Here is a 24922-nt window from a genome sequence, read left to right as displayed (position 1 = left end):
ACGCAAAGGTGTGCAACCCGCCGCAGCCTCGGCCGGCAGGGTGCCTCGGGACATCCCGGCCGCTGGGAATACCTCCGAACTTATTCCTTCACGGCTCCGGTCATCGAGGAAACATAGTGCTCGACAAAGAACGAATAGAGCACCACCACCGGCAGCGAGCCGATCAGCGCTCCCGCCATCAGCGCCCCCCATTCATAGACGTCCGAGCGCACCAGTTCGGTGAGCACGCCGACCGGCACAGTCTTGTTTTCGGACGACTGGATGAAGGTCAAGGCGTAGATGAACTCGTTCCATGACAGCGTGAATGCGAAGATGCCCGCGGAAATCAGGCCCGGCACCGACAGCGGCAGCACGATCTTGGTGAGGATCTGCCAGCGGCTCGCCCCGTCGATCAGCGCGCATTCCTCCAGCTCGAACGGGATCGAGCGGAAGTAACCCATCAGCAGCCATGTGCAGAACGGGATCAGGAAGGTCGGATAGGTGAGGATGAGCGCGAAGGGCGTGTCGTAAAGCCCAAGGTTGAACACCATCACCGACAGCGGAATGAACAGGATCGACGGCGGCACGAGATAGGCCAGGAACACCGCGAGGCCGACCTGCCGCGCCCCGGAGAACCGCAAGCGTTCGATCGCATAGGCAGCGAACACTGCTGCCAGCAGCGACAGGAAAGTGGCGGCGGTCGAGATGATGATCGTGTTGAGCAGCCAGCCCGGATAGGACGTCTCGAAGAGAAGATAGCGGATATGCTCGAGCGTCGGATGCACCACCCAGAATGGATTGAAATTGGCGTAGTCGGTCATCTCGAGGTTGGGCTTAACCGCCGTGATCGTCATCCAGTAGAACGGAAACAACAGCACGATGACGAATATCAGCAACGGCAGGTAAACCGTCACCACGCGGCGCGGCACACTCTGCAGGTAGCCCATGCCGCCTTCGTCGAGTTCGGGGCGTTTGCTCGTTTCGATCGCGGTCATGTCAATCTCCGCCGCCCTGCTGCCATTTGCGGCGTTGCAGGCCAAAGTAGCTGAACAGGATCGCCGCCAGCAGGAACGGGATCATGGCGACTGCGATCGCGGCGCCTTCGCCAAGCTGGCCTCCGGAAATGCCGCGCTGGAACGACAGCGTCGCCATCAGATGGGTGGCGTTCACCGGCCCGCCGCGCGTCAGCACATAGATCAGCTGGAAATCGGTGAAGGTGAACAGCACCGAAAACGTCATGGTTATGGCGATGATCGGCGTCAGCAGCGGCAGCGTCACATAGCGGAACAATTGCCAGCGGCTGGCGCCGTCGAGCGTGGCGGCCTCGTAGAGCGACTGCGGAATCGTCTGCAGGCCGGCAAGCAGCGTGATCGCCACGAAAGGAATGCCGCGCCAGACATTGGCGGCGATGACCGAAGCGCGCGCATTCTCCGGATCGCCGAGGAAGTTGATGCGATGGTCGATCAGGCCCATTTCCATAAGCGCCCAGGACAGGATCGAGAACTGCGAATCGTAGATCCACCAGAAGGCGATGGCCGACAGCACCGTCGGCACCACCCAGGGCAGCAGGACGATCGCGCGGAAGAACGACTTGAACGGCAGGTTCTGGTTGAGGATAAGCGCCAGCCAGAGGCCTAGCGCAAACTTCAGGATCGAGGCGCTGATCGTGTAGAGCAAGGTGTTGAAGACGGAGAGCCAGAAGACGGCGTCATCCCACAGATATTCGTAGTTCTCGATGCCGATGAAGATGCCGGGGCGGCCGATGCGGGCATCGGTGAAGCCGAGCCAGACGCCGAGCCCGAGCGGATAGGTCAGGAAGACCAGCAGCAGCGCCGCCGCCGGCAGCATGAAGCCGAAGCCAAGCGCGTTATGACTTTCAGACACGAACGTCAAAATGCGCGACAGCGTCGACCGGGGTGGCTGAGCGGCAGCGGAGGTCACGGCCATGGGTCGGCTCCTCTAAGTCTCATTGATCGGCCAGGCGGCCATGCGCGATTCGAAGCCGGGCAGCATGGCTGCCCGGCTGAATCCGCTCAAACGCGATAGTAGCGGTTTGCGCGCTTCTCGGCTTCTGCCATCGCTTCTTGCGGCGTCGCCTGGCCTGTCACCGCCTTGGCGAACATGTCGACCAGCACATAGTCGGCCATGGTCGCCGCCGAAGCATAGCCGAGCGGGCCGGCATAGCCGTTGGGCCGCAGCGTCGCCGAGGCCTTGGCGTAGGCGGCATTGTTCGGATCGGCCGTCCACACCGGGTTGTTGTCGAAGGCTTTGAGCGTCTGGCAGCAATAGCCCGCCGAGGACGTGATCCACTGCGACATTTGCTGTTCCTCGAACATGAACTGCAGATAGGCTTTGGCCGCATTGGGGTAGGGCGTGTAGTCGAAGATCACGGCCGTGGTCACCTGGAACAGCTCGACGGATTTCCCGACAGGACCGATCGGCAGGTTAGTCGTGCGCGTGTCCTTGGCGATTTCGGTCAGTTTCGGATCCTTGTCCTTGTTGATCTTGGCGGTGTTGTAGGCGGAAATGCCATTGGCGATCACGCTCAATTCGCCGGCCAGGTAGGCGCGGTTGTTGTTGACGTCGAGCCAGCTTTCGGTACCGGGAATGAACGTCTTGTAGAGCTGTTGCGCGTATTCGATCGCCTTCAGCGTCTCGGGGCTGTTGATCGTCACCTTGCCGCTCTCGTCGACCATCTGGCCGCCATGGCTCCATAGCAGCCAGTGGGCGTAGTTGTTGCCGTCGCCGACGCCGTGGCCATGCGTGAAGCCGGCCGGGTGTCCCTTCGCCTGCAATGCCTTGCAAAGCTCGAGCAAGCCTGCCGTGTCCTTCGGAAATTCGGAGAAGCCGGCCTCCTTCACCCAGCTTTCACGATAGACGATGGCATTGCCGATGGTGGCCAGCGGCAGGCCGAGGAATTTGCCTTGCCGTGTCGCATATTGCTTCGGTCCATCGTGCCAGCCGCCATATTTCGAGCCGAGATATTCGCCCAGTTCCGTCACGTCATGCAGCTTGTCGGGATATTGATGCGGGTCGTCGAACCAGACCAACATCAAGTCCGGGCCGGAGCCGACATTGGCGGCGACCGCTGCCTTGGGACGGATGTCCTCCCAGCTTTCCTTGTCGACGCGGACCTCGACACCGGTCGCTTCGGTGAAGCGCTTGGTGTTGGCCAGCCATTGATCCTCGTCGCCCTGCACGAAGGGCGACCAGCGCAGCAGCCTGAGCTTGGCGCCGTCCTCGGGCTTGTACTTGAATCCCTCCTGGGCAAAGGCGGGAGAGCCGATGAGCCGGCTTCCCAAGGCTCCCGCCGCAGCGCCGGCGGTGGTGCGGATCACGTCGCGTCTGGTGAATTTCATGCTCGCTTCCTCCTGCTTATTGTCCGTGCCGTCCTACTGCTTGATGGGTGTTTCGAACCGCTGTCCGGTTTTGCCGTGAAAGAGATGGATGAGGCCAGGCTCGGCCGTAAGCCGGATGGTTTCGCCCGGCGTGAAGGAATGCCGTTCCCGGAAATTGGCGACGATCTCCTCGCCGCCGGCGGTTCGGCCGATGAGCTGCACTTCGGACCCTGTCGGCTCGACCACCACGACAGTGACCGGAATGCCCTGATTGTCGGATAGCCGCAAATGCTCGGGCCGTATCCCCAGCACGACCGGCTCACCATTGCCGATGGAAAGTGCCGAGGCCAACGGGATCGAAATCCCTCCGGCGCCGCGAAACGACGGCGAGCCGTCGCTTACGATCTCGCCCCTCAGCATGTTCATGGCGGGCGAGCCGATGAAGCTGGCGACAAAAAGATTGTTCGGCCGGTCGTAGAGTTCGAGCGGCGGCCCGATCTGCTCGACGATGCCGTCGTGCATGACGACGATCTTGTCGGCCATGGTCATGGCCTCGATCTGGTCGTGGGTGACGTAAACCGTCGTCGTCTTCAGGCGCTGGTGCAGTTCCTTGATCTCGGCGCGCATCTGCACCCGGAGCTTGGCATCGAGATTGGAGAGCGGCTCGTCGAACAGGAAGACCTGCGGATCGCGCACGATCGCGCGGCCCATGGCGACGCGCTGGCGCTGGCCGCCGGAAAGCTGGCGCGGATACCGGTCGAGCAGCGGCACCAGTCCCAGGATTTCGGCCGCGCGCCGCACGCCGGCATCGCTCTCCGTCTTGGGAACGCCCTTGAGCATCAGCGAGAACGCCATGTTCTCGGCGACCGTCATATGCGGGTAGAGCGCATAGTTCTGGAAAACCATGGCGACGTCGCGCTCTTTTGGCGCAACGTTGTTGACGATACGTTTGCCGATCGCGATCTGGCCGCGCGAGATCTTTTCCAGGCCGGCGATCATCCTGAGCAGGGTCGACTTTCCGCAACCCGAAGGACCGACCAACGTGACGAACTCGCCGTCGTTTATATCGACGCTGACCCCGTGCAGGACCTCGACGGTCCCAAATGACTTGTAGACATCGCCGATTGCGACAGACGCCATCGATCTCCTCCCGACTGATTCCTGCAACGACTTCGAAGGAAACCGCTTTCTTGCCTGGCCCGCGACAGCGCCCAGGCTCCTCCCCGGTCACGCGCGATGTGAGACGGTAGCGCTACCAAACCGACCTGTAAAGCACGCCGGCATCACCTGGATATCGACACACCCTAATCCGAAACCTCGGTCTGCGGCCGGTCGCGGCCGTCGGCGAGCTCGTCGTGCCATTTGCCGTCGGCGTCCTCGTACTGGATGCCGTCGGTGTTGCCGGCGACCTGCTGTTCGGCGGAAGCGATCTCGGCGGCGCGCAACGCGTCCTGATGGGTGGGGAACGTTTCGGAGAATGTCGAGCCGACCTTGTAGGCCCAGCCTCCATCATGCTCGACGATCTTGTAGGTCAGTTTCGCCATGAAACCCTCCGGTTGAAAGCCCGTTGCCTCAATGCAGCCTGTCATCGGCCAGTCTGTCGTCTGGCGGCTTGTCGTCCGTAACCAGCACGTCCGATTCCCTGGCGGCTTCGATCAGTGCCCGGCGTGCATCGGCCGTCGAACGATAACCTTCCAGCACTTTTAGGCAAGTGTCGAGGGCATCACGATGACGCGGCCCGCGATTGAGTGGCCAGACCGTCATCAGGCACTCCGCCGCCTCCTGGGCGCTGCGGATATGCCGATATTTGCCGACATGGCCGAGTTCGACCACGACCGGCTTTTCAAATGGCTTGCTGTCCATCATCGCCGCCAACGCGGAGCGGCCGATTTGGTTGCAACAGCTATTTTAGCTCAGGCGAAAATACCTCAATAGCCGCAGTCGTTGCGCAGCCAGCGCGCATTCGCCCAGCCGGCGCGGCCGCCGAAATCGACCTGGTACCAGTTTCCGCGACGGTCAAAGATCTCGGTTTGGTCGCCGTTGAACAATTGCCCGATCATGCGCGACGACGAGTTCGGCCGGGCCCGAACGGCGAGAAAGCCGCTTCCCGTTGCCAGATTGTAGTGCCTGGAAAGACCGTGCACCGTGCCTTCGCAATATTGCGCCCCGGCCGGCGTCGATGTGGCAAACGACAGCCCGGCCAAAACCGCGGCAGCAGCCGCAATGGAAATCCCCCTGAACGACATGTCTCTGCTCCCCCAACCTGCCGCGCCCAGCCGCGGCCCTCGCCACTCTACACCGGCAGAGGATCAAAGCGAAGCTATGGTTCCCTGTCCAGCGAGGTGAGAACCCGCCCCGTCAGTTCGCCGCCTTCATCCAATGCTGCATCGTCGTCACCGAGCGGGCAAGCTGCGGCGCCGGGTGGATTTTTTCGCCGAAGGTGGCCGCGGCGCGCCAGCCCCAGCGCGGATCGGCAAGGAAGGCGCGCGCCAGCGCCACCATGTCGGCGCGCCCATCGGCGACGATCGCCTCGGCCTGTTTCGGATCGTCGATCAGGCCCACGGCCCGCGTCGCGATGCCGGCGCCCTTGCGCACCGCTTCCGCCAGATGCACCTGGTAGCCGGGTCCGGACGGCAGCTTCTGCAACGGCGAATTGCCGCCGCTCGAGCAGCAGAGATAGGCGACGCCGACTTCCTTCAGCGCTTTTGCCGCTTCGATCGCATCCTCGACGTCGAAGCCGCCATCGACCCATTCCTTGATCGACAGCCGCGCGCCCAGCATCAGCCTGGGCACCGCCTTCTTCACCGCCTTGGCGATCTCGACGGCGAAACGCATGCGGTTTTCCAGCGAGCCGCCCCAGCGGTCGGTGCGCCGGTTGGAAAGCGGCGACAGGAACTGGAAGATCAGATAGCCATGCGCGGCATGCAGCTCGATGAAGTCGAAGCCGGCCCGCTCGGCCCGCCGTGCCGCTTCGGCGAAGCGTTCGATGATTTGCAGGATCTCGTCATCCTCCAGCGCCCGCGGCACCTGCCAGCCGGTGTCGTAGGCGATTGCCGAGGCCGACACGATCGGCCACGGATCCTGATCGGCATTCAGCGGTCCGCCGCCCTCCCAGGGTTTCCGGTTGGAGGCCTTGCGGCCGGCATGGGCAAGCTGAGTGCCGAATTTCGTGCCCGGCGCGGCGACGCGCTTGGCTGCATTCAGCGTGCGCCGCGCCGCCGCCTCATTGTCCTCGGAGTAAAGGCCGAGGCAGCCATGCGAGATGCGGCCGCGCCGTTCGACCTCGGTCATCTCGACGGTGACCATGCCGGCACCCGACATCGCCAGGTTCATCCAGTGATAGAGGTGCCAATCGCTGGCCGAGCCGTCCTCGGCCGAATACTGGCACATCGGCGCGACCGCGATGCGGTTGGGGAAGGTGAGGCCGTCGAGGGTGATCGGCTGGAAAAGAGATGAGGTCATAAAAAACTCCGGAAAGGGTTGCCGCTATTTAGGCAGGCACTTGCAGATGCGCCAAACACGAGAGGGTGAACCGGCGCACTGGACCAATTGGTAGCCGGATTGCAAGAACCGCCGTTCGCGGCTACGCCTTGCCGCGGCAGCAGGGAGTCCACCATGGAAGATCGCATTCGCATCCGCTCGGAGGAAGTCCTGTCCGACGAATGGGCGGTTTTGAAAAAGACCGTCTTCGACTACCGCCGGCGCGACGGCAAATGGGAAACGCATACCCGCCAGACCTACGATCGCGGCGACGGCGCGGTGATCCTGCCTTTCGATCCCGAGCGCTCGACTGTGCTTCTGGTGCGGCAGTTCCGCTACCCCGCCTACGTCACCGGCCACAAGGAGCCGCTGATCGAGGCCTGCGCCGGCCTGCTCGACGAAGACGATCCCGAAACCTGTATCCGCAAGGAGGCCGAGGAGGAACTCGGCTATCGGCTGAAGGACGTGCAGCGGCTGTTTTCGCCCTATATGAGCCCCGGCAGCGTCACCGAGCGGCTCTGGTTCTTCGTCGCTCGCTACTCGCCCGCCGACCGCATTTCCGACGGCGGTGGCGCCCATGACGAAGGCGAGGACATCGAGGTTCTCGAAATGCCGCTCGACGAGGCGCTGGCCGGCATCCACGACGGTCGGATCATCGACGCCAAGACCATTATGCTGATCCAGCATTTGAAGCTGAACCCGATTGGGGTGTGAGGGGCCCAGAACTGGGTCGAGCGCCCGGTCTCCAGTTACGGAGACTATCAAACGAGACCAAATCTGGTGCGGACGACGGGAATCGAACCCGTACGATCAGAGATCGAGGGATTTTAAGTCCCTTGCGTCTACCAATTCCGCCACGTCCGCCGGCCAGCCCTTTTCAGCCGCCAGCCAAAGGCCGTCAAGCCGTCTTCTGCCGTCGACAAATCTGGCACTGGAAGCTAGCGAGGCCGATCACCTACAGTGATACAAACAAAATCGTTTCACCTGGAAATGTTTTTAGCGGCAGCTTCCGCGGCTACCGCGAATGCGCGTCCCCCGTTCGCAGGATGCGTTCGGGCGCTCTGCCCTGGTAAGGCTCGAAGTGGCAAGTGGATCGGCGCTCCGATACTCGACGCCATCCTCTACAAACACTGGGAGATTGTCATGCTCAAGCTTGCCTCTGCCCTGGCACTGCTGCTTGTTGGGACGGCGCCTCTGTTTGCCGATGAGATGCCGATGAACGCCAAAGACATCAAATGGGGTCCTGCTCCTGCTGCCATTCCCGCTGGGGCGGAAATGGCTGTTGTCGCGGGAGATCCCTCAAAGGACGGCGCCTTTGTGCTGCGGTTGAAGACACCCGCCGGCTACAAAATTGCCGCACATAATCATCCCACCACGGAATACGTAACGGTGCTTTCCGGCAACTTCCATGTTGGAATGGGCGATAAGTTCGACGAGGCGAAAGGCGTCGAACTGACTGCTGGCGGCTTCGGCGTCGCGCCGGCCGGAATGAATCACTTCGCCTGGACGACAAGCGAAACGATCATCCAGGTTCATGGCGAGGGGCCATTCAAGATCACCTACGTCAACCCGGCAGACGATCCGAGCAAGAAGTGACAGTTCGCGATCGAATTGATTGAACCGGCCGAAGGCTCGAACGATGGAGTGCGTCAAACTCCGCGAGCGTCGATTCAGAAGGATCCTCTAACGAGACGAAGGCTGATTGGCCGCAACGGAATCGTATTCCGCCTGGGCCATTTGCCATGAATGGCGCAATAACAAAAAAAACCCGCCTCGGGAGGACGGGTCGTTGGAGCCAATTGGCACCATACCCAAATTAGTAGCATAGCTGCCGGCACAAAGCAAGAACAAAGTTGCTGCGGCCGGCACAAAATGCCCTTGGCGATTGGCGAAAGCCATGGCGCATCGATCTCCCTCCTTGAGGGGGAGATGGCAAGTTGTGGCAATAGGGCAGGCCAGGGGGGGTCGTCGCGCGTCGAGCGCCAGCCTGTTTTGTTCGCGGTAAAGGTTCGCGTCAGGATGTCCCGACCCCTCTGTCGCCTTCGGCGACATCTCCCCCTCAAGGGGGGAGATCTGCAACTTCGCCGTCGGCGCTTACTTCCTCGCTGGTCAAAATCCTCGCGGCTTGGCACAGTCGGGCAAAGAGGAGCCTGTTGATGCCGAAGACCGCCAGTGCGACGAAACCAAAACCCTGGGCCGAGATGGCGACGCATCTGGTCGATGTCGCCATGGGCCGCAAACCCGCCGATCTCGTCATCCGCAACGGGCGCTGGGTCAACGTCCATTCGGGCGAGATCATCGCCGGCACCGACATCGCCATTGCCGGCGGCCGCTTCGCCTATTGCGGGCCGAATGCCGGCCATGCCATCGGCCAGGGCACCAAGGTGGTCGATGCCGGCGGCCGCTATCTGGTGCCGGGGCTTTGCGACGCGCATATGCATGTCGAGAGCGGCATGGTGACGGTGACGGAATTCTGCCGCGCGGTGATCCCGCATGGCACCACCTCGATGTTCATCGATCCGCACGAGATCGCCAATGTGCTCGGCCTGCCGGGCGTGCGGCTGATGCATGACGAGGCGGTCGCCATGCCGGTCAACGTGCATGTGCAGATGCCGTCCTGCGTGCCGTCGGCGCCGGGGCTGGAGCATGCCGGCGCCGAGCTGACCGTCGCCGACGTTGCCGAGGCGATGACCTGGGAAAACATTATCGGGCTCGGCGAGGTGATGAATTTCCCCGGCGTCGCCGCCAATGATCCGGTGATGTCGGGCGAGATCGCCGCGACGGTGAGGGCCGGCAAGACCGTCGGCGGGCACTATGCCTCGCGCGATCTCGGCCTGCCGTTCCACGGCTATGTCGCCGGCGGCCCCGAGGACGATCACGAAGGCACGCGCGCCGAGGATGCCATCGCCCGCGTCCGCCAGGGCATGAAGGCGATGCTGCGGCTGGGCTCGGCCTGGTATGACGTGGCCTCGCAGATCAAGGCGGTGACGGAGAGCGGGCTCGACCCGCGCAACTTCATCCTGTGCACCGACGACAGCCACTCCGGTACGCTGGTGCACGAAGGCCATATGGACCGGGTCGTGCGCCACGCCATCAGCCAGGGCTTGAAGCCGGTGACTGCGATCCAGATGGCGACGCTCAACACCGCCCAGCATTTCCGGCTGGAGCGCGAGATCGGCTCGATCGCGCCGGGACGGCTCGCCGATCTGCTGATCGTCTCCGACCTCGCCGAAATGACCATCGACGAGGTCTATGGCCGCGGCGTCAGGCTGGCCAAGGGCGGCAAGCTCGAAATCGACATTCCAGCCTACAATTATCCGCGGACGGCGAAGAACACCGTCAAGCTCGGCAAGAAGCTCAAGGCAGGCGATTTCGACATCGCGGCACCCATGGGCGCCAACGAAGTGCGGGTGCGGGTCATCGGCGTCATCGAAAACCAGGCGCCGACGCGGGCGCTGGAGGCCGATCTTGCCGTCGAGGACGGGCTGGTTGCCATGGATCGCCGCAACGATGTCTGCCAGATCGCATTGGTCGAACGCCACAAGGGCACCGGCGGCGTCACCAACGCCTTCGTCTCCGGCTTCGGCTATATCGGCGACTGCGCCATGGCCTCCAGCGTGGCGCACGATGCCCACCACATCATCGTCGTTGGCACCAACAAGCAGGACATGGCATTGGCGGTGAACCGGCTGGGCGAGGTCGGCGGCGGCGTCGTGCTGTTTTCCAACGGCAAGGAGCTGGCGCTGGTCGAAATGCCGATCGCCGGGCTGATGTCGAACGAGCGGGCGGAAATCGTCGCCGCCAAGGCGGACAAACTCAGCGACGCCATGCGCCAGATGGGCTGCTCGCTCAACAACGCCTACATGCAGCACTCGCTGCTGGCGCTGGTCGTCATCCCCGAGCTCAGGATTTCCGACGTCGGCCTGATCGACGTGACGACGTTCCAGAAGGTCGATCTATTCGTCTGAATGCCGCCCGCGCGCCGCTTCACCCGCCGGTGGCGATGGTCAGCACCTTGAACGGCGTGGTGATGACGATCTCGGCGACCGAGCCGACGGCCTTGCCGAGGCCCTGGCCGAGATTGTCGAGCTGGGCCGGCGCCGTCTCTTCGGAGGCGAGGCCGGCCGGGGCGCGCAGGCGGTCGCCGAGCAGCTGCACCAGGAACGGGTTGTCGGCGAATTTGGCGTGGTTCAGCCGGTCGCCGCCCTTGGTCTTGGTCAGGTCGACCACCGAGACGCCATAGCTGGCGAGGTCGGCCGCGTCGCCATAGTCGCCGACGCGTGGCTTGTCGCCGGAGATAAGGGTCGACAGCCTGAGCGCCCGGTCGTCGCCCGAAAGCAGCACGGCGAACGGCTTGTCTGGCTTGCCGTAGCGGATCATCTGCTTCTTGAACACGTCGACGTCGATGTCGGGGGAAGCCAGGATGACGTAGCCGAGCTTGCCGCCAAGGTCGCGGTCGCCGGTGATGGCAAGCTGGCGCAATGCTTCCATGGTCACCCAGGTCCCCATCGAATGGGCAATGATGTCGATGCTCTTGGCGCGGCTCTTGGCAAGCATACGCAGCGTCGCTTCGAGATCGTCGCGCGCCGCATTGGCGCTTTCCTTGTCGTAGATGTAGCCGGTCGTCTTGCCGCTCGACGCCCATGAAAACAGCACCGGCGTGCCGGGGTATTTGGTGTCGTGCGCGATCTGCGTCAGCCGGTAGATGCCGTCGTCGAAGCCGTTGTTGAAGCCATGCACGAAAACCAGCGCGCGGTCGCCGCGCATTGCGATGTCGGCGCCGACCGCCTTGGCGAATTGCGGCGCGCCTTCGTAGAAGGTGACGCCGGTCGCGGTGAAATCCTTCGCCGGATTGCTGTTGGCCGAGCCCTTGACCCGTTCGATGGCGCCGACCTGGTGGACCTTGGGAACGGTCACCTCGACGCTGGCAAAGCTGGTGGTCGGCGAGCGGTCTCCGTCGAACACCTGCCGGGGCTCTTTCGTCGCCTTTTGCCGGGTTGTGGCGACGAAGATCTTATGCGTCGCCGCGATATCGGCAGCAGGCACCGTGATCGTCGTCTTGTTGAGCAGATCGTGCGTGTTCTGGCCGGCGCAGCCTGCCAGCGCGAGCGCGAACGCAACGACGAGAAATATCTTCGAAGGCACGGTCACGCGGGCTCCCGCAACGGGCGACGTCGAGCCGGAGACGTCTTGGCCTATTCGATAGAGGCAGAGGCCGGCACGGTCCAGTTCAAACTGTTCCGATGGTGCGGCAATGGTCAACAATCACTGCTGCGCAATGCAGCTATTGTCCGACCGAGGCGATGCGGTCGGTCACCTCGCGGTCGCTGGCAAACCCGTCATCCTCGCGCAGCTTCTGGCCGATCAACTGCACCAATTCCGGGTTGTCGGCGAATTTGGTGTGATTGAAGCGGTCGACGCCCTTGACGCTGGAGAGATCGACGACCGACACTCCATAGCTGGCGAGGTCGGCGGCGTCCTTGTAGTCGCCGACCCGGGGCCGTGCGCCGGCGATCAGGCCGGACAGCCTGAGCGCCCGGTCATCGTCGGAGAGCAGCAGGATGAACGGCTTGTCCGGCTTGCCGTAGCGGCGCATTTGGCTCTTGAACACGTCGACGTCGATGTCGGGCGAGGCCAGCACGACGTCGCCGAGCTTGCCGCCGAGATCGCGGTCGCCGGTGATGGCGAGCTGGCGCAGCGCCTCCATGGTGACCCAGGTCCCCAGCGAATGGGCGACGATGTCGATGCGCCGCGCGCCGGTCTGCGCCAGCATTCTCAGCGTCACTTCCAGCTGGTCGCGGGCAACGCTGGCGCTTTCCTTGTCGTAGACATAGTCGGTGGTCTTGGCGCCCGACGCCCAGGAAAACAGCACCGGCGTGCCGGGATAGCCGGAATCATGGGTGATCTGGGTGACGCGATAGACCGCGGCGTCGAAGCCGGTGTTGTAGCCGTGGACGAAGACCATGACGCGGCCGCCGCGCGCCGCGATGTCGGCGCTGAGCGCGCTGGAGAATTTCGGCTGGGTGTCGTAACCGACGACCTCGGAAGCCATGAAGTATTTGGCCGGATCGTCCGACTTGCCGCGCGAGCGCCGCTCGATCTGGCCTGTCTTGTGGATGCCGGGCACGGTGACGTTGACGCGGGCATAGTTCAGCGTCGCCGAGCGCTCGCCGTCGAAGACCTTGTTGGGATCGTCGGAGCGCTTGCGCGTGGTGGCGATGAAGATCGAGTGGTTGCCGGCGATTTCCGTCACCGGCACCGCCATCATGGCGCTGCCGAGCAGTTCCTCGGTTTGGCGGCCGCCGCAGCCGGCGAGCAGCGCGGCAAGGACAATGATGCAAATCGTCTTCAAGGGCACTTAAGCAATTCCACTCCGGCCTAACCAAAGGCCCATCCACCTCCGCCGCATCTCCCGGACAGCCGAAGTGCGGCGGAAGTAAGTCGCAGGCGCCGAAATGCGCTCAGCGCCGCTCGACTGCCATCGCACTGTTGCGCGAAAGCCAGAACGGCGGCAGGAAGGCCGGAATGTTGGAAAAGGGCAGCACTTCCGGCTTCAGCCTTATGCCGAGCACGTCGGTCATGAAGGCGCGGCGCGCCTCGATGCGGTGCCAGGCTTCGGGATAGCGCGCGGCGATCTCTTCGCGCAGCGCCTCGTCAGCCAGCGCGATGCCGTCCTCGATGTTGGTGGTGAAATAATCGGTGCCGGTCGCCGGGATGATGTCGACCTGCAAGGCCATGCCCGACTTCAATCTGATGTCGGAGCCGGAAAATATCGGCGAATGCATCCATTCGTCGATATGGATGAGATGGCCGGGATTGAGCGACACGCCAAAGAACGGAGCGCCGATGCGATCGTGCACCGCTTGCCACAACGCGCCGCCGGGAACGCCGATGCCGACCGTCTCGTACCAGTCGACGACGGCACAGAAATAGGGCGCGACCAGCTTCTCGACATAGTCCTGGATGCCCCTTGGAAGCTCGGCCGCGTCCTCGACCAGAAAACCGGCGCGGGCATTGAGCGAGCCCTGGATGCCATAGGCCATGGTGATCGGGTCGCCGCGCTTGATGATTTCGAGCCGCGGGCTCGGCAGGCCATAGGCCGCCCGCCTGCCGGCCGACAGCATCGGGTGGCAGCATTGCGGCAGGCCGTTGATACCCATCAGCCGCGCCGCCTGCAATTCGGTCATGCCGGGTTCGATGCCTTGCAGCACATTGCGCAGGCCTTGCGAGGAATAGGTCGCGGCGAATTCGAACGCGGCCAGCTGGTCGGCCTCGTTGATCGCGCGCAGGCCGTCGGCAGGGTTCATCAAAAGGTTCGCCGCGTTGACGATCACGCCCCTATCGCCGGCAAGGCTGCGCAACGTGTCGGCGATGAAGGACGGCAGGTCGAGCGTCGTTTCGCCAAAACCCGCATCGCCGGGGCCGAACGGCTTCCAGCCGATGGCGCCGATGCGCTGGCGGGCTTTCAGGCCGCAATCGACGAGGATGTCGGCCAGCGCTTGCAAGCGGTCGCGCGGCTGCGCCGGCAGCGAAAACGTCTGGTAGAGCACGCGCTCGTACGGCCCGTCGCAGATCTCGGCATAGCCCCAGCCCTCATTGCCGACCAGCAGTTTCGGCGGCTTACCGGGAACGATGACCAGCAGCGTCTCCTCGAAGCGCGGATCGTAGCCGCAGAGGTAGGCGACATTGGCCGCATGTTCGCGGTCGCCATAGACGACGAAGACATCGAACCGGCCAAGTGCGACCAGCGCCGCGATACGGGCCTCATAGGTGGCGCGCGTAACCAGCGGCATCACCGTCGGCTCGCCGAACTCCGGCAGCGACACGGTTTTCCGGGCCACCGATGCGACAGGCATGAACAGACGCTCCTAACGGCCAACGAGGTTTTGGGAACACCCTTTCGGGTGACCGGACAATGGCTTCGCGAGGCCGGATATGCAATAGCGGGACCGAATTCGGCTAGCCTGTGGGGTGCTCTTGCCATGACCAGTTTCTCCTCTCGCGTCGCTGCCGCCGCTGCCGCGATCCGCGAGATCTTTCCGGAAACGCCGCTGCAGGAAAACGACTATCTGTCGAAGAAGACCGGCGCGCGGGTGCTGCTGAAGCGCGAGGACCTGACGCCGGTGCGCTCCTACAAGATCCGCGGCGCCTTCAACTTCTTCCGCAAGACGCTGGCCGCCGGCAACAATGCCGAGCTGTTTGTCTGCGCTTCGGCCGGCAATCATGCGCAGGGCTTTGCCTTCGTCTGCCGTCATTTCGGCAAAAAGGGCGTCGTCTTCATGCCGGTGACGACGCCGCAGCAGAAGATCGACAAGACGCGGCTGTTCGGCGGCGAATTCGTCGAGATCAGGCTGGTCGGCGATTTCTTCGACGACTGCTATCGCGCCGCACTCGAATTCACCGAAACTGCCGGCGCCCACATGGTGCCCCCGTTCGACCATAAGGACATCATCGAAGGACAAGCGACCGTCGCCTACGAGATATCAGGCCAGATGCCCGGGGCGCGCATGGCTGATATCGTCATGCTGCCCGTCGGCGGCGGTGGCCTGGCCGCCGGCGTCACCCATTATTTCGCCGACCAGCAGCGTGAAACACGCTTCGTCTTTTGCGAGCCGGCTGGCGCCCCGAGCCTGAGCGAGAGCCTCGCCGCCGGAAAGCGGGTCAAGCTCGCCAAGGTCGACAATTTCGTCGACGGCGCGGCGGTGGCCGAGATCGGCCGCGAGCCGCTGCGCCACCTCAGGGAGTTTGCCGCCGACGCAGTGCGGCTGATTCCGGAAAATCGGCTCTGCGCGACCATGATCGAAATGCTCAATGTCGAAGGCGTCGTGCTGGAGCCGGCCGGCGCGCTGGCGATCGACGCGCTGAAAGATTTTCCCAAAAAGGAAATCAGGGGCAAGACCATCGTTGCCGTCGTGTCCGGCGGCAATTTCGATTTCGAGCGGCTGCCGGATGTGAAGGAACGGGCGCTGCGCTTCGAGGGCTTGAAGAAATACTTCATCATCCGTTTTCCGCAGCGGCCCGGCGCGTTGCGCGATTTCCTCGAATTGCTTGGCCCCGACGACGACATCGCCCGCTTCGAATATCTGAAGAAATCGGCGCGCAATTTCGGTTCGGTGCTGATCGGCATCGAAACCAAGGACCGCCGCAATTTCGACCTGCTCAAGGCGAATTTCGACGCCGAGAGCGTCCACTATCAGGACATTACCGACAACGAGACGCTCGCCGGGTTCATCATATGAGCGGCAACGATCTTCCGAGCACTCAGGGAAAGGTTTTTGTCGCGCTGTTTTCCGGCATCAACGTCGGCGGCAATCGCATCGTCAAAATGGCAGAACTCAGGTCATTCTTCGAGGAGCTCGGTTTCTCAGATATCGCCACCTATGTGCAGAGCGGCAACGCCGTCTTCCGGTCGCCAGATGGCGATGCGGCGATGCTGACCAGGCGGTTGGAAGCGGAATTCGAAAAGAAATGGAGATTCCACTCGCGCATCATGGTGCGCGATCTCGGCTGGCTCGAGCGGCTGGCGGCGGAAAATCCCTATCCGGAAGTCGCGGGCGAGCCGACCAAGCTGCACGCCTATGCGCTGGAGCGCCAGCCGACCGCCGACGAGTTCGCCCGGCTGGCGGAAAAATGCACTGGGCCCGAACGCTTCGAGATCAAGGGCGACGTGCTTTACCTGCATGCGCCCGACGGGCTCGGCAAATCGGTCTTTGCCAATCTCATCCCGCGCGTTCTGAAGGTGCCCGGCACGGCGCGCAATTGGCGCACCGTGCTGATGCTGCTGGAGATGGCCAAGGCCGGCGGTTGATAGGTCGTCTACGCGGCCGGAGCGCGTTTCCAGTCGAATGCCAGCTCTTCGCGGAAGGCGAAGCGCTTGATGTGGTCGGCGACGACCGTTTCCAGGCGCTCGAGCGAGGCGGCCTCGTCGGTCGTCACCGCAATATGCAGCGCCGTCGGGTCGGCATCGAGAATAGTGCGGCCGAGCGTCAGATCGATGCTGCCGTGGTTCGGGTCGAATTCGACCGGGAATTTGTGCGCCCAATGTTTGCACAGCTGCTGCAGATAGCGGCTGGCATGTTCGGTGGCGACGTCGACATGGCTGGTCGGCATGAATGAATTCTCCTTGGGAATGCGGACGCGAAACCGAACCAGGGCCAGGCGACGTCCGCTCAAGATGGCGTGATCGGTTACCAGCTTCCGGTGTTCGGCATCGACGCCCAGGGCTCGGCCTTCGGCTTTGCCGGGCCTTTCTGCAACAGCTCGATCGAGATGCCGTCCGGCGATTTGACGAACGCCATGTTGCCGTCGCGCGGCGGCCGGTTGATGGTGACGCCATTGTCCATCAGCCGCTGGCAGGTGGCGTAGATGTCGTCGACCTCATAGGCGAGATGGCCGAAATTGCGGCCGCCCTTGTAGTCTTCCGGATCCCAATTGTAGGTCAGCTCGACCAGCGGCGCTTTCTCGCTGATGCCGCTTTGCTCGTCTTGGGGCGCGGCGAGGAAGATCAGCGTGTAGCGGCCCTGCTCGCTTTCGTGGCGGCGCACTTCCTTCAGGCCAAGCTTGTTGCAGTAGAAATCGAGCGAAGCATCGATGTCGGCGACGCGGACCATGGTATGCAGATAGCGCATGGATTTCCTCCGTATGTTGCGTTGCGGCGCAACATAGGGGCGGCCCGGCCAAAGGGCAATTGGCCACGCTTGCCGGCGCCGGCAAACGACAAATCCGCTATTCCTGTATGGAACCGTGAAAAAAGGCACGTCAGGTCTTGCACACACCGGAAGCCGCGGTGTTAATCTGGCGTCAAGAATCAGTTGCGGTGTTTCTTGAAAAAAGGGGGCGTTCTTATGGGGGAAAAGGCCTCTTTCATGGGGCGGGACGGGGCCGGTAGCGATGCGTTGAAGCGGGATGAGAGCGCCGATACGGCCGATCTCGTCGAAATCGCCGGCGCCATCAAATGGTTCGACGTGGCCAAGGGCTACGGTTTCATCCTTCCCGATGATGGTTCTTCGGGCGACATCCTCCTCCATGTGACATGCCTTCGAAAGGACGGTTTTCAGACCGCCCTGGAAGGCGCCCGCGTTGTCTGCCTGGTCAAGCAGGGCGAGCGCGGGCTGCAGGCTTTCCGCGTGCTCTCGATGGATGTCACCACGGCGGTGCATCCGGCAGAGCTGCAGGAGCAGCGCACCCATGTCGCGGTGACGCCGGAAAGCGGCCTCGAACGGGCGCTGGTGAAATGGTTCAACCGCACCAAGGGGTTCGGCTTTCTGACCCGGGGCGAGGGCACCGAGGACATTTTCGTCCACATGGAGACGCTGCGCCGCTACGGCATCACCGAACTCCGTCCGGGCCAGGTGGTGCTGGTCCGCTTCGGACGCGGCGACAAAGGCCTTATGGCTGCCGAAATTCACCCCGATATGGGTACCTTGCCGGTCTCGCATTAGTTCCGGCCGAGGATTTCATATGGCTCACAGGAACCGGCTGACGGCGGGCGCGCTCTGCGCCGGGATTTTCCTCATCGTCGCCACAAGCGCCTTCTTCTATTTTCAGCAACCGAGTTCGGCCGACGGCAAGGCGATGATCCTTCCGGTCGACCCGGCGCCGCTGGTCGCGGTGACGAAGGCCGGCGAGCGTTCTTTTTCCGTCGAAATCGCCGACACGCCCGCCGAGCGCGAGGCCGGCCTGATGTTCCGCCGCCACATGGCCGACAATCACGGAATGCTGTTCGTCTTCGGTGCGCCGCAGGATGTGAGTTTCTGGATGAAGAACACGCCGCTGCGGCTCGACCTGATCTTCGTCGGCCAGGACGGCCGGATCCGGGCGATCAAGCAAGGCGAGCCGCAGTCGGAGGCGATCATCTCGCCGGACGAACCGGTGCGCTTCGTGCTCGAGCTCAAGGCAGGAACCGCCGCCAAAAAGGGCATCAAGGACGGCGACCTGCTGCGCCATCCGGCCATCGGCACGGCGGCGGGGCCAGCCATGCCGCCGCCCGACAAGGGCGATGCGCCGAATGTCGATTCCGACTGAACGGGCAGGATCTTCGGCCGATGCAGTTCTTCTCCCATGACGGTTTCGAGCTTGCTTTCCTTGACCGCCAGCCAGCATCGGGGCAGGGCGATCCGGTGCTGATGATCCACGGCTTTGCGTCGAGCCACTACGTCAACTGGGTGTCGCCCGGCTGGTTCAAGACGCTGAACGATGCCGGCTACCGTGCGATCGCCTTCGACAATCGCGGCCATGGCTCGTCGTCGAAAAGCTATGACGAAGCAGACTACACGCCGGCAAAAATGGCGTCCGACGCGGCAGCGCTTTTGAACCATCTCGGCATCGAACGCGCCCATGTCATGGGTTATTCGATGGGCGCGCGCATATCGGCCTTCCTGGCGCTCTCCGAGCCGGACAAGGTGGCGACGCTGGTCTTCGGCGGTCTCGGCATCGGCATGGTCGACGGCGTCGGCGACTGGGATCCGATAGCCGACGCCCTCTTGGCCGAGGATCCCGCAGGCACCAGCGACCCGCGCGGCCGCTCGTTCCGCGCCTTCGCCGACCAGACCCGCAGCGATCGCCGGGCGCTCGCCGCCTGCATCGCCACGTCGCGCGAATTGCTGAGCGAGGCCGACATTGCCCGCATTGCCCAGCCGACCTTGATTGCGGTGGGAACCAAGGACGACATCGGCGGCTCGCCGGATGAACTCGCTGCCTTGATGCCGAACGCCAGGGCATTTCATATCGAAGGCCGCGACCACATGCTGGCGGTCGGCGACAAATCCTTCAAGCAGCGTGTGCTGGAGTTTTATGGGGAGCATCCGCTTTGATGGACGGCTCCCAAAGCGGCCATAGGGCCTGAAGCTGGGTTCTTAGCGGTTTTGCAACGATACAGCAGTAAATAAGCGCGACTTGTGGATCGGTTCAAACCCGCCACGCGCTGAACGAGGGCAGGGGGGGTACGATGGCACAATGGGGAAGAAGCGACGCCGCTTTGCCGGGCGTCGTTGCGAAAAGCAGGTTCGGCGAATGGTCCGTTGTTCTAGCGGTGGCCGCATTGGCGACAGGGGCGATTGCGATCACCGCGTTGATAGCAATGCCGAGCGACGCCTCCCCACTGCTCCAGAACAGTGCGACGGGCTTCTTCGCTGCGGTATTTTTTATGGCCGGCCCTTTGGCACATCTTATCGGCGTGGTCTTCGGCTTGATGGCCGTGGGGCGCCCAGACGACAATCGTGTGCTCGGCCTGGCTGGCATCGTGGTCAATGGCGCGTCGCTTGCGGCCGGGGGGTTCATGCTGTGGGCAATGGCATCGACTTTTGGCGCATTCACCTGATCTCGACAAGCCTCCGGCAGGCAAGCGACCGACGCGACCCCTCAGCTTCAAATCTGCGCGAGTTGCCATGGTCGATCTTGTCGTCACCTATCTGGAGATGACCGAGCCGCCGTCCGGCTGTGGCTTTGCCGCACCCGCACCGGGCGCGGCAGTGGTGCGCGAAACGCTTGGCCTCGCTGATTACATCAGCCTCTACCGCGCCGTTGGCGAGCCTGTGCAATGGGATCAGCGGCTGCGCATGCCCTTGGGCGACATCGAGCGCCTTCTCGCCAGCCCGTCGACGCATATCCATGTCCTGCGCGTCGATGGCGAAGCCGCCGGCCTGTGCGAATTCACGGGCGTCGGCCAGCCGGTTGTCGAATTGGCCCATTTCGGGGTCGTTCCGGCTCTTCAGGGCCGCAAGCTTGGGCCGTACCTGCTCGACCGGGCGCTGCGCGCCGTCTGGTCGCATGAACCCGAAAGGGTTTGGCTCCACACCGATACCCACGATCATCCGGGCGCGCGATCTGTCTACGGGCGAGCCGGTTTCAAGGCCTATGCGCAGCGCATGGAGACGTTTCCGGATTAGGATTTGTCTGGGCTGAGGTTATCGCCAAGCGCCCTGACCGAGCGCGCCATGTTTTGCCGGGCCTGGGTTTCGAAGCGCCGGCGGAATTCCTCGCTATGGAAGATATGCGGACGCGCGAGGAAGCCCTTTAGGACAGCGGCACGGCCGGCCCGCCACATCGGCTCATCGACCCACTGATATTCGCGGCGAACCGCCTGTTCGTAAGCGTCGAACACGTCAGGCGCGGCACCCAGGATCGCCAGGTCCATGTCGAGGAACAGCGCCGCGTCACGAACGGAATGCTGGTCGCCAAGGGGCGGCAATTCGTGGCTGGCGGTGGCAGTGATCATCGCTGCGATGCGACTGATGCGTTGTGCATCGGCGCGGCCGGCGAGCTTTGTCTCGGCAAGTGCGGCACTCCTCGGCTCATTGTCCTTGGCGCGGCTGTCGTAGATCGCGTCGTGGAACCAGATCGCCGCTTCGACTGCTTCAGGATCATGCAGCAACGCCTTGTAATCGTTGGCCAGCGCCAGCATCGCCTCGATGTGGCCAAGGTCGTGGTAGTGGCGATCCGCGGCGTCATACAGCGCGGAAAGCTCGCGCTTCAGCGTGTCGTCCATCAAGGTTGCGTTTTCCATGGCTGCTTGAAATTCCGCCAACCAAATCCATTTGACGAAGCACTAAGGAAAATTGAGTTCACCCGTGCTATGATCTGGCTTATAGGTGCGGCCGGAGAATAGGCAAGCCGCCAAGCCGAGACATTGGATGGCCTGAGACATTGGATGGCCGGAGACATCAGATGAACAGCGTTACGATTTCCCGTCCCACCAGGGTGCAGCCGGTAGATCCGATCTGGCGTTCGATCCGCGATGAAGCAATGGAAGCGGTCAACCGCGATCCGCTGCTGGCGGCGTTCCTCTATTCGACCATCCTCAATCAGGAAAACCTGGAAGAAGCGGTTATCCACCGGCTGGCCGAGCGCCTCGCCCACCAGGACATCGGCTCCGACCTCATCCGCCAGACATTCAAGGCGATGGCGGCCGACGACAAGGACTGGTCGACGACGGTGCGCGTCGACATCCAGGCCTATTACGACCGCGATCCGGCCTGCGACCGCTTCATCATGCCGGTGCTCTACTTCAAGGGTTTTCATGCCATCCAGACGCACCGGCTGGCGCATTGGCTGTGGAACCAGGGCCGCCAGGATTTCGCGCTGTATTTGCAGAGCCGATCGTCCTCGGTGTTCCAGACCGACATCAATCCGGCCGCCCGCATCGGCAAGGGCATCTTCCTCGACCACGCCACCGGCCTCGTCGTCGGCCAGACAGCGGTGATCGAGGACGACGTGTCGATCCTGCACGGCGTCACGCTGGGCGGCACCGGCAAGGCCGGTGGCGACCGCCATCCCAAGATCCGCTACGGCGTGCTGATCGGCGCCGGCGCCAAGATCCTCGGCAACATCGAGATCGGCCATTGCTCGAAGATCGCGGCCGGCTCGGTGGTGCTGTCGCCGGTGCCGCACAACAAGACGGTTGCCGGCGTGCCGGCCCGCGTCGTCGGCGAGACCGGCTGCGACCAGCCTTCGCGGCAGATGGACCAGCTGTTGCCGTCGCAGACGATGGACCACGTCGTCAGCTTCGACATCTGAGTGCTCGGGCAGGGGCTGAATTCCTGCCCCCTATGCCGGCTTGCCTTTACATGGCCATTGTCGACGTGCCAGAAGCGCGCTCACCAATGCATGTCGCCCAAAAGTGCCCAGCGGTTTTGGGATAGCGACATGCATGAAGCAAGATTTAAAGCGCGTCGCATCGATCTCTTCAGACGCGACGCACTTGAGCAAGCGACGATCGGAGAAGACTGTTGAAGCCGGACGAAATCAGAAAGCTGGACGCCTATTTCAAGCGCACCTTCCAGAACCCCAAACTCGAAGTGAAGGCGCGGCCGCGCAAGGAAGATTCGGCCGAGGTCTATGTCGGCGACGAGTTCCTCGGCATCGTCTTCAAGGACGAGGACGACGGCGACTATAATTTCTCGATGGCGATCCTCGACATCGATCTGGCCTGAGCAGCGAGTTTGGTGCTGGCCGGACCTGCTTGTTGCAGGCGGGACCGCCTGATGGCGGAGCGCAGACGTCGGAGACTGGCTGGAGCATCCCTCCCTTCGTCATCCCAGGGCGGAGCAAGGAGCGAAGCGACGCGGCGCAGACCCTGGGATCCATGCCGTTACCTCGCGGCAGTGCTCCACTCTGACCAGAATCGAATGCTTCTTGGCACCGGCTGGGCGTCCTCTACCAACCAGTCCCGCGAAACAGTTCGAACCACTCTGGATTGGTCTTCTCGATCAGCTCGATCTTCCACCGGCGTGGCCAGCGCTTCAGCGACTTCTCGCGCTGGATGGCGTCGCGAATGTCGAAATGTTCCTCGTACCAGACCAGACGCTGTACGCCGTAGCGGCTGGTGAAGCGCGAGCCTTCGCCAGATTTGTGCTCCGGCATGCGGCGGCCGAGGTCGTTGGTGACACCGATGTAGATCGTGCCGCGCTTCTGGCTTGCAGTCATGTAGGCGTAGCCGGTCATGGTTGAAGGGTAGCTGGCGCCGGTGCCGACGCAAGTGCAGTTCTGAACCGCTGCATTCTTCGACTGAGGTAACGGCATGGATCCCAGGGTCCCCGCGACGTCGCTTCGCTCCTGCTCCGCCCTAGGATGACGAAGGCGTGGTGGGCAGCTAATCCCAAACCCTGGAGATTGGTAGCGCGATTGGCCGGGGCTCCAGCCCTCAGCCCTTCAGGGTCGGTCAAAGGATCAAGCCCTACCGCCCGGTCTTCAGCATACGTGCCGCCTCGCCAGAAATCGCTGCTTCGAGCGCCTGCCAGTCGCCCAGGAATTCCCGGGGGAAGCGGTAGGTGAGGCTGAGATCGTCGCCGACCAGGATGTCGCGTTCGCAGGGCGCCAGCGACTCGTCCGCGCTCGGGCCGCTCAGGCAGCGGGCAACGAACGGATCCTTGCCGGGGCGGTTTGCGACCGCCAGCACTTCGTTGAGATAGCCTGATTTTTCGCTGAAAGCGTAAAGTGTGGTGCCGCCAGGGCCGGGCGTACCCGGCTTGGCGATCAGCGCGCTGTAGATCGGCGCAAAGCGGCCGCTCATGTCGCGCGACATCATCTGCGGCTCGAACGACAGGAAAATGATGTCCTTGCTGGGTCCGGTGTGGTTGAAGTCGTTGCGGGCAGCCTCGCTGTAGCCGTCCATCTCGGGATAGCGCAGATAGAGGTCGAGCCGCGAGGCGATACCGTCGCGCCGGGCCTGGGCAAAGCGGATGACATTGGCCGGCACGGCGATGACATTGTTGCCGATGACGACCTTGTGGACCGTGGTGTCGTCGGTGTACCCGGCCATGGCGATCGAGCGGCCGAACCATTTGCCGCCAAGGCTGATCGCCACCGAAAGCAGCGCCAGCGTCGCGAACGCATAAAACACCCGCTTCATCAGCGTCGAATCGACGACGCTGAGTTGCGGGCCCTCTGTGGCGGCTGCCTGCTTCATCGCGATCCTCGTTTCCCGTCCCATCGGTGTGCCTGAACGGCACATCTCGGCGCGGCACGGCTCTTGCTACGCAGCTTTGCAGGCGACTGTGCGATTTCATGGTAAACGGAGGGTAAAGATGAGCCCGGTCGAACAAATCATATTCAGTTTTATGGCTGGGCTGACGGCTTGCGGCCTGGCCGGATCGGCGATGGAACTGGTCGCCGGCCGCAAGCTTGCCTTCGTCCAGCCCTATGTATCGTCGAAGCACATGCTGCGCTCGCTCGCCGCGACGGCTTGCGCCGGGCCGCTGATGTTCGTCAACGAGGCGCTGGACGCCTGGCGCGAGCGTCGCATCTCGGTGCTGGGGCTGATCTCCTGCGGCTGTACCGCAACCATTTGGGCGCTGGCGCTGGGCATGGTGGTGATCGCCATTGCGTCGTGGGCAGCTTCGCTTCTAGGGTCTGGCACCTTGTCGGTGTGAGACAATCTGGAGACAGCGATGCCGATCTACGCGATTGACGGAAAAGCGCCCGCCTTCGAGGACGCCGACAGCAACTGGATCGCGCCCGACGCCACGCTGATCGGCAATATCAGGATCGGCCGCAATGCCGGCTTCTGGTTCGGCGTGGTACCCCCCCGGGCCCCACCCCCCGTACGACACGCGCCCGCCCCCCACCCGGGTGGATATTAAAAAGCACGCGCCCCCCCGCCCGGCGCAGCATCAGGTATGCGCCGAGTG

The 24922-nt window shown here is 63.1% G+C and carries 30 protein-coding genes, 1 tRNA gene and 1 pseudogene; 14 read left to right on the top strand and 18 right to left on the bottom strand.

Annotation, left to right across the window (positions count from 1 at the left end; genetic code table 11):
• Positions 1 to 80 precede the first annotated feature (80 nt).
• The 8 genes from NKH37_RS19305 to NKH37_RS19270 all read right to left on the bottom strand — a co-directional run bounded on the left by NKH37_RS19305 (position 81) and on the right by NKH37_RS19270 (position 6779).
• Positions 81 to 974, bottom strand: a complete 894-nt coding sequence (locus tag NKH37_RS19305) for a carbohydrate ABC transporter permease (protein ID WP_023717433.1) — start codon at positions 972 to 974, stop codon at positions 81 to 83.
• Position 975: 1 nt separating this feature from the next.
• Positions 976 to 1827 (bottom strand): carbohydrate ABC transporter permease, encoded by an 852-nt coding sequence (locus tag NKH37_RS19300; protein ID WP_376705884.1) that lies wholly within the window; start codon positions 1825 to 1827, stop codon positions 976 to 978.
• 185 nt (positions 1828 to 2012) lie between these two features.
• Positions 2013 to 3338 carry an ABC transporter substrate-binding protein gene (locus NKH37_RS19295; RefSeq protein WP_023717435.1) on the bottom strand — a complete coding sequence of 442 codons (1326 nt, stop codon included), beginning with the start codon at positions 3336 to 3338 and terminating at the stop codon, positions 2013 to 2015.
• Between the two features lie 33 nt (positions 3339 to 3371).
• Entirely contained in the window at positions 3372 to 4457 is a 1086-nt protein-coding gene (locus NKH37_RS19290) for an ABC transporter ATP-binding protein (protein ID WP_353005472.1), read from the bottom strand.
• Positions 4458 to 4621: 164 nt separating this feature from the next.
• Complete coding sequence (locus tag NKH37_RS19285) at positions 4622 to 4861, bottom strand: DUF2188 domain-containing protein (protein ID WP_023674770.1); 240 nt, start codon at positions 4859 to 4861, stop codon at positions 4622 to 4624.
• Between the two features lie 28 nt (positions 4862 to 4889).
• A complete protein-coding gene (locus NKH37_RS19280) occupies positions 4890 to 5183 on the bottom strand; it encodes a DUF982 domain-containing protein (protein WP_031193527.1) in 294 nt (97 codons plus the stop codon).
• Positions 5184 to 5245: 62 nt separating this feature from the next.
• Positions 5246 to 5563, bottom strand: coding sequence for an SH3 domain-containing protein (locus NKH37_RS19275; RefSeq protein ID WP_023717438.1), 318 nt, complete (start codon positions 5561 to 5563; stop codon positions 5246 to 5248).
• Positions 5564 to 5675: 112 nt separating this feature from the next.
• Positions 5676 to 6779, bottom strand: coding sequence for an NADH:flavin oxidoreductase/NADH oxidase (locus NKH37_RS19270; RefSeq protein WP_352481138.1), 1104 nt, complete (start codon positions 6777 to 6779; stop codon positions 5676 to 5678).
• A 153-nt stretch (positions 6780 to 6932) separates the two neighbouring features.
• On the opposite strand from NKH37_RS19270, the gene NKH37_RS19265 reads away from it, so the two are divergent.
• On the top strand, positions 6933 to 7511 hold the full coding sequence (locus tag NKH37_RS19265; protein WP_023717440.1) for an NUDIX domain-containing protein: 579 nt from the start codon (positions 6933 to 6935) through the stop codon (positions 7509 to 7511).
• Between the two features lie 64 nt (positions 7512 to 7575).
• Here NKH37_RS19265 and NKH37_RS19260 read toward each other — a convergent pair.
• A tRNA-Leu gene (locus NKH37_RS19260) sits at positions 7576 to 7661 on the bottom strand.
• Positions 7662 to 8012: 351 nt separating this feature from the next.
• Here NKH37_RS19260 and NKH37_RS19255 point away from each other — a divergent pair.
• On the top strand, positions 8013 to 8393 hold the full coding sequence (locus NKH37_RS19255) for a cupin domain-containing protein (RefSeq protein WP_352681862.1): 381 nt from the start codon (positions 8013 to 8015) through the stop codon (positions 8391 to 8393).
• Between the two features lie 87 nt (positions 8394 to 8480).
• Here NKH37_RS19255 and NKH37_RS19250 read toward each other — a convergent pair whose 3' ends face one another.
• Positions 8481 to 8696, bottom strand: coding sequence for a hypothetical protein (locus NKH37_RS19250; RefSeq protein WP_156948018.1), 216 nt, complete (start codon positions 8694 to 8696; stop codon positions 8481 to 8483).
• A gap of 257 nt (positions 8697 to 8953) precedes the next feature.
• Here NKH37_RS19250 and ade point away from each other — a divergent pair, with 257 nt between their 5' ends.
• Positions 8954 to 10765, top strand: coding sequence for an adenine deaminase (ade, locus tag NKH37_RS19245; RefSeq protein ID WP_353005471.1), 1812 nt, complete (start codon positions 8954 to 8956; stop codon positions 10763 to 10765).
• Positions 10766 to 10784: 19 nt separating this feature from the next.
• Here the strand turns inward: ade and NKH37_RS19240 are convergent, their stop codons facing one another.
• The 3 genes from NKH37_RS19240 to NKH37_RS19230 all read right to left on the bottom strand — a co-directional run bounded on the left by NKH37_RS19240 (position 10785) and on the right by NKH37_RS19230 (position 14653).
• Complete coding sequence (locus tag NKH37_RS19240) at positions 10785 to 11948, bottom strand: alpha/beta hydrolase (protein WP_352495838.1); 1164 nt, start codon at positions 11946 to 11948, stop codon at positions 10785 to 10787.
• Between the two features lie 133 nt (positions 11949 to 12081).
• The gene (locus NKH37_RS19235) at positions 12082 to 13155 is read right to left on the bottom strand and encodes an alpha/beta hydrolase (protein WP_352481136.1); all 1074 of its coding nucleotides are present in this window, start codon (positions 13153 to 13155) and stop codon (positions 12082 to 12084) included.
• 103 nt (positions 13156 to 13258) lie between these two features.
• Entirely contained in the window at positions 13259 to 14653 is a 1395-nt protein-coding gene (locus NKH37_RS19230) for a hypothetical protein (protein WP_353005470.1), read from the bottom strand.
• 126 nt (positions 14654 to 14779) lie between these two features.
• On the opposite strand from NKH37_RS19230, the gene ilvA reads away from it, so the two are divergent.
• Positions 14780 to 16036, top strand: a complete 1257-nt coding sequence (gene ilvA, locus NKH37_RS19225) for a threonine ammonia-lyase IlvA (RefSeq protein WP_352495840.1) — start codon at positions 14780 to 14782, stop codon at positions 16034 to 16036.
• A complete protein-coding gene (locus tag NKH37_RS19220) occupies positions 16033 to 16605 on the top strand; it encodes a DUF1697 domain-containing protein (protein WP_352641165.1) in 573 nt (190 codons plus the stop codon). Before ilvA ends, NKH37_RS19220 begins: the two co-directional genes overlap by 4 nt.
• An 8-nt stretch (positions 16606 to 16613) precedes the next feature.
• On the opposite strand, the gene NKH37_RS19215 is transcribed toward NKH37_RS19220, so the two are convergent.
• Together NKH37_RS19215 and gloA are read right to left on the bottom strand one after the other, a co-directional pair.
• The gene (locus NKH37_RS19215; RefSeq protein ID WP_352481132.1) at positions 16614 to 16907 is read right to left on the bottom strand and encodes a DUF2218 domain-containing protein; all 294 of its coding nucleotides are present in this window, start codon (positions 16905 to 16907) and stop codon (positions 16614 to 16616) included.
• Positions 16908 to 16984: 77 nt separating this feature from the next.
• Positions 16985 to 17425 carry a lactoylglutathione lyase gene (gene gloA, locus NKH37_RS19210; RefSeq protein ID WP_352481131.1) on the bottom strand — a complete coding sequence of 147 codons (441 nt, stop codon included), beginning with the start codon at positions 17423 to 17425 and terminating at the stop codon, positions 16985 to 16987.
• Between the two features lie 216 nt (positions 17426 to 17641).
• Here gloA and NKH37_RS19205 point away from each other — a divergent pair, with 216 nt between their 5' ends.
• From NKH37_RS19205 to NKH37_RS19185, 5 genes are all read left to right on the top strand, one after another.
• Entirely contained in the window at positions 17642 to 18238 is a 597-nt protein-coding gene (locus NKH37_RS19205) for a cold-shock protein (RefSeq protein WP_502895906.1), read from the top strand.
• 19 nt (positions 18239 to 18257) lie between these two features.
• A complete protein-coding gene (locus tag NKH37_RS19200) occupies positions 18258 to 18821 on the top strand; it encodes a DUF192 domain-containing protein (RefSeq protein WP_352495841.1) in 564 nt (187 codons plus the stop codon).
• A gap of 20 nt (positions 18822 to 18841) precedes the next feature.
• A complete protein-coding gene (locus tag NKH37_RS19195) occupies positions 18842 to 19609 on the top strand; it encodes an alpha/beta fold hydrolase (RefSeq protein ID WP_352481128.1) in 768 nt (255 codons plus the stop codon).
• A 134-nt stretch (positions 19610 to 19743) separates the two neighbouring features.
• Positions 19744 to 20115: a hypothetical protein gene (locus tag NKH37_RS19190; protein WP_352495843.1), complete on the top strand. Its 372-nt coding sequence runs from the start codon at positions 19744 to 19746 to the stop codon at positions 20113 to 20115.
• Between the two features lie 67 nt (positions 20116 to 20182).
• Positions 20183 to 20683 (top strand): GNAT family N-acetyltransferase, encoded by a 501-nt coding sequence (locus NKH37_RS19185; RefSeq protein ID WP_353005469.1) that lies wholly within the window; start codon positions 20183 to 20185, stop codon positions 20681 to 20683.
• Here the strand turns inward: NKH37_RS19185 and NKH37_RS19180 are convergent.
• Complete coding sequence (locus NKH37_RS19180; protein WP_353005468.1) at positions 20680 to 21300, bottom strand: HD domain-containing protein; 621 nt, start codon at positions 21298 to 21300, stop codon at positions 20680 to 20682. The two genes, NKH37_RS19185 and NKH37_RS19180, sit on opposite strands and share 4 nt — an antisense overlap.
• Before the next feature lie 161 nt (positions 21301 to 21461).
• Here NKH37_RS19180 and cysE point away from each other — a divergent pair, with 161 nt between their 5' ends.
• Together cysE and NKH37_RS19170 are read left to right on the top strand one after the other, a co-directional pair.
• Positions 21462 to 22310: a serine O-acetyltransferase gene (gene cysE, locus NKH37_RS19175; RefSeq protein WP_023717455.1), complete on the top strand. Its 849-nt coding sequence runs from the start codon at positions 21462 to 21464 to the stop codon at positions 22308 to 22310.
• Positions 22311 to 22522: 212 nt separating this feature from the next.
• Complete coding sequence (locus NKH37_RS19170; protein WP_023674799.1) at positions 22523 to 22726, top strand: DUF3126 family protein; 204 nt, start codon at positions 22523 to 22525, stop codon at positions 22724 to 22726.
• A gap of 223 nt (positions 22727 to 22949) precedes the next feature.
• Here NKH37_RS19170 and NKH37_RS19165 read toward each other — a convergent pair whose 3' ends face one another.
• Together NKH37_RS19165 and NKH37_RS19160 are read right to left on the bottom strand one after the other, a co-directional pair.
• A complete protein-coding gene (locus NKH37_RS19165) occupies positions 22950 to 23237 on the bottom strand; it encodes a GIY-YIG nuclease family protein (protein ID WP_352481307.1) in 288 nt (95 codons plus the stop codon).
• A gap of 232 nt (positions 23238 to 23469) precedes the next feature.
• Positions 23470 to 24201: a hypothetical protein gene (locus NKH37_RS19160; RefSeq protein ID WP_353005467.1), complete on the bottom strand. Its 732-nt coding sequence runs from the start codon at positions 24199 to 24201 to the stop codon at positions 23470 to 23472.
• A 118-nt stretch (positions 24202 to 24319) separates the two neighbouring features.
• On the opposite strand from NKH37_RS19160, the gene NKH37_RS19155 reads away from it, so the two are divergent.
• Positions 24320 to 24664, top strand: coding sequence for a DUF6949 family protein (locus NKH37_RS19155; RefSeq protein WP_352817541.1), 345 nt, complete (start codon positions 24320 to 24322; stop codon positions 24662 to 24664).
• Between the two features lie 18 nt (positions 24665 to 24682).
• Positions 24683 to 24814 (top strand): annotated as a pseudogene (locus tag NKH37_RS19150) (gamma carbonic anhydrase family protein); the annotation flags it as partial.
• Positions 24815 to 24922 lie beyond the last annotated feature (108 nt).

The organism is Mesorhizobium sp. M1217 (genome assembly GCF_040318275.1).
Taxonomy (GTDB): Bacteria; Pseudomonadota; Alphaproteobacteria; order Rhizobiales; family Rhizobiaceae; genus Mesorhizobium.
The sequence above is the reverse complement of the archived record's forward strand: the minus strand, read 5'-3'. Positions and strand labels throughout refer to the sequence as shown.

Bases quoted from the DNA above. Each gene is read 5' to 3' on its own strand.
- NKH37_RS19185 (WP_353005469.1), top strand. From the start codon at position 20,183: ATGGTCGATCTTGTCGTCACCTATCTGGAGATGACCGAGCCGCCGTCC.
- NKH37_RS19300 (WP_376705884.1), bottom strand. From the start codon at position 1,827: ATGCTGCCGGCGGCGGCGCTGCTGCTGGTCTTCCTGACCTATCCGCTC.
- NKH37_RS19290 (WP_353005472.1), bottom strand. From the start codon at position 4,457: ATGGCGTCTGTCGCAATCGGCGATGTCTACAAGTCATTTGGGACCGTC.
- NKH37_RS19230 (WP_353005470.1), bottom strand. From the start codon at position 14,653: ATGCCTGTCGCATCGGTGGCCCGGAAAACCGTGTCGCTGCCGGAGTTC.
- NKH37_RS19270 (WP_352481138.1), bottom strand. From the start codon at position 6,779: ATGACCTCATCTCTTTTCCAGCCGATCACCCTCGACGGCCTCACCTTC.
- NKH37_RS19195 (WP_352481128.1), top strand. From the start codon at position 18,842: ATGCAGTTCTTCTCCCATGACGGTTTCGAGCTTGCTTTCCTTGACCGC.
- NKH37_RS19265 (WP_023717440.1), top strand. From the start codon at position 6,933: ATGGAAGATCGCATTCGCATCCGCTCGGAGGAAGTCCTGTCCGACGAA.
- gloA (WP_352481131.1), bottom strand. From the start codon at position 17,425: ATGCGCTATCTGCATACCATGGTCCGCGTCGCCGACATCGATGCTTCG.
- NKH37_RS19250 (WP_156948018.1), bottom strand. From the start codon at position 8,696: ATGGCTTTCGCCAATCGCCAAGGGCATTTTGTGCCGGCCGCAGCAACT.
- NKH37_RS19215 (WP_352481132.1), bottom strand. From the start codon at position 16,907: ATGCCGACCAGCCATGTCGACGTCGCCACCGAACATGCCAGCCGCTAT.
- NKH37_RS19180 (WP_353005468.1), bottom strand. From the start codon at position 21,300: ATGGAAAACGCAACCTTGATGGACGACACGCTGAAGCGCGAGCTTTCC.
- NKH37_RS19285 (WP_023674770.1), bottom strand. From the start codon at position 4,861: ATGGCGAAACTGACCTACAAGATCGTCGAGCATGATGGAGGCTGGGCC.
- NKH37_RS19255 (WP_352681862.1), top strand. From the start codon at position 8,013: ATGAACGCCAAAGACATCAAATGGGGTCCTGCTCCTGCTGCCATTCCC.
- NKH37_RS19220 (WP_352641165.1), top strand. From the start codon at position 16,033: ATGAGCGGCAACGATCTTCCGAGCACTCAGGGAAAGGTTTTTGTCGCG.
- ade (WP_353005471.1), top strand. From the start codon at position 8,954: ATGCCGAAGACCGCCAGTGCGACGAAACCAAAACCCTGGGCCGAGATG.
- NKH37_RS19295 (WP_023717435.1), bottom strand. From the start codon at position 3,338: ATGAAATTCACCAGACGCGACGTGATCCGCACCACCGCCGGCGCTGCG.
- NKH37_RS19280 (WP_031193527.1), bottom strand. From the start codon at position 5,183: ATGATGGACAGCAAGCCATTTGAAAAGCCGGTCGTGGTCGAACTCGGC.
- NKH37_RS19305 (WP_023717433.1), bottom strand. From the start codon at position 974: ATGACCGCGATCGAAACGAGCAAACGCCCCGAACTCGACGAAGGCGGC.
- NKH37_RS19205 (WP_502895906.1), top strand. From the start codon at position 17,642: ATGGGGGAAAAGGCCTCTTTCATGGGGCGGGACGGGGCCGGTAGCGAT.
- NKH37_RS19155 (WP_352817541.1), top strand. From the start codon at position 24,320: ATGAGCCCGGTCGAACAAATCATATTCAGTTTTATGGCTGGGCTGACG.
- NKH37_RS19165 (WP_352481307.1), bottom strand. From the start codon at position 23,237: ATGACCGGCTACGCCTACATGACTGCAAGCCAGAAGCGCGGCACGATC.
- NKH37_RS19190 (WP_352495843.1), top strand. From the start codon at position 19,744: ATGGCACAATGGGGAAGAAGCGACGCCGCTTTGCCGGGCGTCGTTGCG.
- NKH37_RS19275 (WP_023717438.1), bottom strand. From the start codon at position 5,563: ATGTCGTTCAGGGGGATTTCCATTGCGGCTGCTGCCGCGGTTTTGGCC.
- NKH37_RS19200 (WP_352495841.1), top strand. From the start codon at position 18,258: ATGGCTCACAGGAACCGGCTGACGGCGGGCGCGCTCTGCGCCGGGATT.
- ilvA (WP_352495840.1), top strand. From the start codon at position 14,780: ATGACCAGTTTCTCCTCTCGCGTCGCTGCCGCCGCTGCCGCGATCCGC.
- NKH37_RS19160 (WP_353005467.1), bottom strand. From the start codon at position 24,201: ATGAAGCAGGCAGCCGCCACAGAGGGCCCGCAACTCAGCGTCGTCGAT.
- cysE (WP_023717455.1), top strand. From the start codon at position 21,462: ATGAACAGCGTTACGATTTCCCGTCCCACCAGGGTGCAGCCGGTAGAT.